This window comes from Escherichia sp. TW14182, assembly GCF_000208525.1.
GTDB classification, from domain to species: Bacteria; Pseudomonadota; Gammaproteobacteria; order Enterobacterales; family Enterobacteriaceae; genus Escherichia; species Escherichia ruysiae.
This window is the reverse complement of record NZ_AEJZ01000370.1, coordinates 1-5,437: the sequence shown is the minus strand read 5'-3', so window position 1 is coordinate 5,437 and position 5,437 is coordinate 1. Positions and strand designations below refer to the sequence as shown.

The 5,437-nt window shown below is 47.3% G+C and carries 7 protein-coding genes and 1 pseudogene; 3 read left to right on the top strand and 5 right to left on the bottom strand.

The features are described from left to right. From zntB to dbpA, 3 genes are all read left to right on the top strand, one after another. Positions 1-667 (top strand): zinc transporter ZntB (gene zntB / locus EQY_RS0121915; RefSeq protein ID WP_001267115.1); only part of this gene is annotated, 667 nt, incomplete at its 5' end. 274 nt (positions 668-941) lie between these two features. After that, positions 942-1,115: a proline-rich small protein YnaL gene (gene ynaL / locus EQY_RS26545; protein WP_032225105.1), complete on the top strand. Its 174-nt coding sequence runs from the start codon at positions 942-944 to the stop codon at positions 1,113-1,115. A 29-nt stretch (positions 1,116-1,144) separates the two neighbouring features. Then, positions 1,145-2,518 (top strand): ATP-dependent RNA helicase DbpA, encoded by a 1,374-nt coding sequence (gene dbpA, locus EQY_RS0121905; RefSeq protein WP_000123765.1) that lies wholly within the window; start codon positions 1,145-1,147, stop codon positions 2,516-2,518. 94 nt (positions 2,519-2,612) lie between these two features. On the opposite strand, the gene ttcA is transcribed toward dbpA, so the two are convergent. From ttcA to lar, 5 genes and pseudogenes are all read right to left on the bottom strand, one after another. Next, positions 2,613-3,548, bottom strand: coding sequence for a tRNA 2-thiocytidine(32) synthetase TtcA (ttcA, locus tag EQY_RS0121900; RefSeq protein ID WP_001157395.1), 936 nt, complete (start codon positions 3,546-3,548; stop codon positions 2,613-2,615). 51 nt (positions 3,549-3,599) lie between these two features. Next, the gene (locus tag EQY_RS25275; protein ID WP_000040835.1) at positions 3,600-4,835 is read right to left on the bottom strand and encodes a tyrosine-type recombinase/integrase; all 1,236 of its coding nucleotides are present in this window, start codon (positions 4,833-4,835) and stop codon (positions 3,600-3,602) included. Between the two features lies 1 nt (position 4,836). Continuing rightward, the gene (xisR, locus tag EQY_RS0121890; protein WP_000079604.1) at positions 4,837-5,052 is read right to left on the bottom strand and encodes an excisionase XisR; all 216 of its coding nucleotides are present in this window, start codon (positions 5,050-5,052) and stop codon (positions 4,837-4,839) included. Positions 5,053-5,151: 99 nt separating this feature from the next. After that, positions 5,152-5,340 carry a DUF1187 family protein gene (locus EQY_RS0121885; RefSeq protein ID WP_024212702.1) on the bottom strand — a complete coding sequence of 63 codons (189 nt, stop codon included), beginning with the start codon at positions 5,338-5,340 and terminating at the stop codon, positions 5,152-5,154. Beyond that, positions 5,333-5,437 (bottom strand): annotated as a pseudogene (gene lar, locus EQY_RS25270) (type I toxin-antitoxin system endodeoxyribonuclease toxin RalR); the annotation flags it as partial. The pseudogene lar and the gene EQY_RS0121885, both read right to left, overlap by 8 nt.

Sequence of the window (5,437 nt, the reverse complement as noted above, 5' to 3'; positions counted from 1 at the left end):
CATGCGTGTTTATATGGACGGACGGTTAATTGTCTCGACCCGACAACGTAAAGTGTTGGCGTTGGATGATGTGGTTAGCGATCTGGAAGAGGGCACTGGTCCGACCGATTGCGGCGGCTGGTTGGTGGATGTTTGTGATGCGTTGACCGATCATTCCAGTGAGTTTATAGAACAACTGCACGATAAAATTATCGACCTGGAAGATAATCTACTCGATCAACAAATTCCTCCGCGCGGTTTCCTGGCGCTACTGCGTAAACAATTAATTGTTATGCGTCGCTATATGGCGCCTCAACGTGATGTTTATGCTCGTCTTGCCAGTGAGCGCCTGCCGTGGATGAATGACGACCAGCGCCGCCGAATGCAGGATATTGCCGATCGTCTCGGACGTGGTCTGGATGAGATTGACGCTTGTATTGCCCGAACTGGCGTGATGGCGGATGAAATCGCCCAGGTCATGCAGGAAAACTTAGCGCGTCGCACGTATACGATGTCCTTGATGGCAATGGTCTTTTTACCCAGTACGTTTTTAACGGGATTATTTGGTGTCAACCTTGGTGGTATTCCTGGCGGGGGATGGCAATTCGGTTTTTCGCTTTTTTGTATTCTGTTAGTTGTTCTTATTGGTGGTGTTGCTTTATGGTTGCATCGTAGTAAATGGTTGTAACAAAAGAAAATTTGTCTACTTCCTGTATACAAAAACGCCGTAAAGTTTGAGCGAAGTCAATAAACTCTCTACCCATTCAGGGCAATATCTTCCTCGCAGGTGAATGCAACGTCAAGCGATGGGCGTTGCGCTCCATATTGTCTTACTTCCTTTTTTGAATTACTGCATAGCACAATTGATTCGTACGACGCCGACTTAGATGAGTCGGCTTTTTTTTGCCTGTTATTTGTCAGCGTCTACCCTTTAAGAGTCCACCCAATGACCGGAGGGAAATATGACGACACTCATTTATTTGCAAATTCCTGTCCCTGAACCGATTCCTGGCGATCCCATTCCTGTGCCTGATCCGATTCCTCGTCCGCAACCTATGCCCGACCCGCCGCCAGATGAAGAACCGATTAAATTGTCGCATCGTGAGCGTAGATCTGCGAGGATACGCGCCTGCTAATTTTGCGTCGATGACCACGAGAATAGATTGTGACCGCTTTTTCTACCCTGAACGTTTTGCCTCCCGCCCAGCTCACTAACCTTAATGAGTTGGGTTATTTAACCATGACACCGGTACAGGCCGCCGCGCTTCCGGCGATCCTTGCCGGAAAAGACGTTCGCGTGCAGGCGAAAACCGGCAGCGGCAAAACGGCGGCATTTGGCCTCGGGTTGTTACAGCAAATTGATGCGTCGCTGTTTCAGACCCAGGCTTTAGTACTGTGTCCTACGCGTGAGCTGGCGGATCAGGTTGCCGGGGAGTTACGTCGGTTGGCGCGTTTTCTGCCGAATACCAAAATTTTGACCTTGTGCGGTGGTCAACCGTTCGGTATGCAGCGTGATTCGCTGCAACATGCGCCGCATATTATCGTGGCAACGCCGGGTCGTTTGCTGGATCACCTGCAAAAAGGCACGGTATCGTTGGATGCGTTGAATACGCTGGTGATGGATGAAGCCGACCGCATGTTGGATATGGGATTTAGTGATGCCATTGATGAGGTGATCCGTTTTGCACCGGTTTCTCGTCAGACGCTTTTGTTTTCGGCGACCTGGCCAGATGCAATTGCCGCGATTAGCGGTCGTGTTCAACGCGATCCTTTGGCGATTGAAATTGACTCAACAGATGCTCTGCCACCCATTGAACAACAATTTTATGAGACATCCAGCAAAGGCAAAATTCCGCTGTTGCAACGGTTATTAAGTTTGCATCAGCCATCCTCTTGCGTGGTGTTTTGCAATACCAAAAAAGATTGTCAGGCTGTGTGTGACGCGCTTAATGAAGTAGGGCAAAGTGCATTGTCGTTACATGGCGACCTAGAGCAACGTGATCGCGATCAGACCCTGGTACGTTTTGCTAACGGTAGCGCCCGCGTGCTGGTAGCGACCGATGTCGCAGCGCGCGGTCTGGATATCAAATCTCTTGAGCTGGTAGTGAACTTTGAGCTGGCGTGGGATCCCGAAGTTCATGTACATCGCATCGGTCGTACAGCTCGTGCAGGAAATAGCGGTCTGGCGATCAGTTTCTGTGCTCCGGAAGAAGCACAGCGGGCCAATATCATTTCTGACATGTTGCAGATAAAACTTAACTGGCAAACGCCGCCATCTAATAGTTCCATTGTGCCGCTGGAAGCAGAAATGGCAACGTTGTGTATCGATGGTGGGAAAAAAGCCAAAATGCGCCCGGGTGATGTATTAGGTGCGCTGACAGGAGATATCGGGCTTGATGGCGCAGATATTGGCAAAATCGCCGTGCATCCGGCGCATGTCTATGTCGCGGTGCGTCAGGCTGTTGCTCATAAAGCATGGAAACAGTTACAGGGCGGGAAGATTAAAGGAAAAACGTGCCGGGTGCGGTTATTAAAATAATGAAACGTTGTAATGCCGGATGCGACGCTGGTTGCGTCTTATCCGGCCTAAACAACAGTTGCCCGATAATCTTGCGCATCGGGCGCTATCCTGGTTATTTCACTTCAACCACATTCAGCCGTAATTCATCCAGCTGATTCTCATCTTCTTCAGGCTGCCAGCCCGCTGGCTGTAGTGGGATATCTTCGCGATCAAACGCCAGATCACCGCCGTTAACCACTTCGGAACCGTGGGTAATGCCTTTGAAATCGAAAAGAGTGGTATCGCACAAATGAGACGGCACAACATTCTGCATCGCGCTGAACATCGTCTCAATTCGCCCCGGATAACGCTTATCCCAGTCACGCAGCATATCGGCAATCACCTGACGTTGCAGGTTAGGCTGTGAACCGCAAAGGTTGCACGGAATAATCGGAAACGCTTTCGCATCGGCAAAACGTTGAATATCTTTTTCGCGGCAGTAGGCCAGCGGACGAATCACGATATGTTTGCCATCATCGCTCATCAGTTTCGGCGGCATACCTTTCATCTTGCCGCCGTAGAACATATTCAGGAACAACGTTTGCAGGATATCGTCACGATGGTGACCCAGCGCGATCTTCGTCGCACCCAGCTCCGTTGCAGTGCGGTAAAGGATACCGCGACGCAGACGAGAGCACAGTGAGCAGGTAGTTTTGCCCTCAGGAATCTTCTCTTTCACGATACCGTAAGTGTTCTCTTCAACAATCTTGTACTCAACGCCCAGCTTTTCGAGATACTCCGGCAGAACGTGTTCCGGGAAGCCAGGTTGTTTCTGGTCGAGGTTAACGGCAACCAGCGAAAAACTGATTGGCGCACTTTGCTGCAAATTACGCAAAATCTCCAGCATGGTATAGCTGTCCTTACCACCGGAGAGGCAAACCATAATGCGATCGCCATCTTCAATCATATTGAAGTCAGCAATGGCTTCGCCTACGTTACGACGCAGACGTTTTTGCAATTTGTTCAGGTTGTATTGTTCTTTCTTTGTAATTTGTTGATTTTCTTGCATTATTTCAGTTCTCTGGTACTAAATGGGGCAAATTGGGGGCAAACTTTGCAACTATGATAACCGCGCATTCAACATGGCTATCTGTTCGTCGTTCATGTCATCAATCCACATACCGTAAATTTCATACACCATCTGCGCAGTTTCATGCCCCATTTGGCTGGCTATAAATGCCGGGTTCGCTCCTGCCGTCAACAGCCAGCAGGCAAAAGTATGCCGCGTATGGTACGGATTACGGCGGCGAATACCAGCACGTTTTACTGCTGCATTCCACCTTGCCCCCAAACTGCTTACCGAGTAATAAGGTTTTTGTTTTCCGTTACACACCCTGGGCATGAAAACAAAATGCAGTTTTTGCTTTTCGGTTCTGCCGTACTCCCGATGATAAAAGGTGATTTCGCTTTTGCGATGATGCCCGGTCAGTTTGTATTGCTCCTTCAGTGCTTCAAGAGCAGGCTGCAGTAGTGTTACTGTCCGGATCCCGGCATTTGTTTTTGGGGGACCGAACATATCAAGTATCGTCAGGTTTCTTCTGACATTCACTATTCCCTTTTCGAGATCCACATCCTCCCACGCCAGAGCTGCCAGTTCCCCGTGACGAAGTCCTGAGTAAACGGCAAATTTCCACAAGTTCTGGCTCTGTCCTTTTTCACTTTCCATTAATGCATTGAATTCTGTTTTAGATAACGGATCAGGCTTTATTCTGTTTCGCTGTAATTTTTTTACTCCTTCAAATGGTTTGGTTAATATAAATCCCGACTGATACGCAAAACGCAACAGCGAACAGAGCAGGGCGATATAGTTATCAACAGTGCGCACGGTTCTTCCTTTTTTGTTGGATCTTGGATTATCCAGGTAAAGCGTTTCTCCATGCAGCAGTTCATTCCGGTAGTTTAAGATATCGCTATAACGAATATGTGATATCAGGGTACTTTCACAAATTATTATTCTGAGTGTTTTTAATTGTGATTTCGTTTTCTTCATTGTGTTTGTTGTTAACTCTGTCTCTTTAATTTTTGTCCAGATATCACAAAGCTCCCCGAACGTTTTTATGACTCTCGTTGTCACCATTTTTGCCCCAGTACTGGACTGGGGAAAACGTCTTAAATACTCAAATTCACCGGAGTTGATTTCATGAACTATCAACGCTCTTAAATTTCCGGCCTTTTTAATGTTACTGTTAGTAACCTCCCAGCCTTTCAATGTTTCCCGACATCGTTTTCCTCGAAACATGAACCAGATGCGAATGTATTTACCTCGAATCTCGACACCTGTTGGTAATTTAGACATATCATGAGTCTTTGATAAACTGATTTATCTTTGGATAGTTGTACCAGATAATCCCTCGCTTACTGTCTGGCTTCCCTAAAGGAGATACTCGTTTGAAGTGGAAGCCTTCCACCCAACAGTTCTGGCGGTATGCTTCAATTTGTCTGGCCCCCAGACCAGTGCGAAGCATCAGGCCGTATTCAACCATCCACTCTTCATTAAAGATTACTTGTGCCATCGCATCACCTCTGGCAGGCGCCAATGTTAGACTGAAATTGACGCCCGATGTTGATTATTAATAATCAGCTATGAAGTTTTAATTTGAATACAATGCAATTCACGACGACTGAAGTTTCTCGCAATTAAAATTTATCAGTTTTACTTTCTGCTCTCTGGAAACGCCAGCTTCTTTTTTACCTGAGAGCATTTTTTCGCATTCTGATTTGGTTAATTTTGTTTTTGAGCACCTTGTCCAGTTAGTAGGAGTGCCACCTTCCTTTTCAATAGTGGCGGTAATTTTATACATGAACACCTCCATTATTATTTCCAGTGGTTCGTTTATTCCATCGTTCGAGTGCTTCTTTTTCACTTCCACCATAGCCGGTTCGGGATTCGCATCCGTT

Excerpts from the sequence above, each read along its gene's own strand:
- ttcA (WP_001157395.1), bottom strand. The coding sequence starts at position 3,548 with ATGCAAGAAAATCAACAAATTACAAAGAAAGAACAATACAACCTGAAC.
- xisR (WP_000079604.1), bottom strand. The coding sequence starts at position 5,052 with ATGGCACAAGTAATCTTTAATGAAGAGTGGATGGTTGAATACGGCCTG.
- EQY_RS25275 (WP_000040835.1), bottom strand. The coding sequence starts at position 4,835 with ATGTCTAAATTACCAACAGGTGTCGAGATTCGAGGTAAATACATTCGC.
- ynaL (WP_032225105.1), top strand. The coding sequence starts at position 942 with ATGACGACACTCATTTATTTGCAAATTCCTGTCCCTGAACCGATTCCT.
- EQY_RS0121885 (WP_024212702.1), bottom strand. The coding sequence starts at position 5,340 with ATGTATAAAATTACCGCCACTATTGAAAAGGAAGGTGGCACTCCTACT.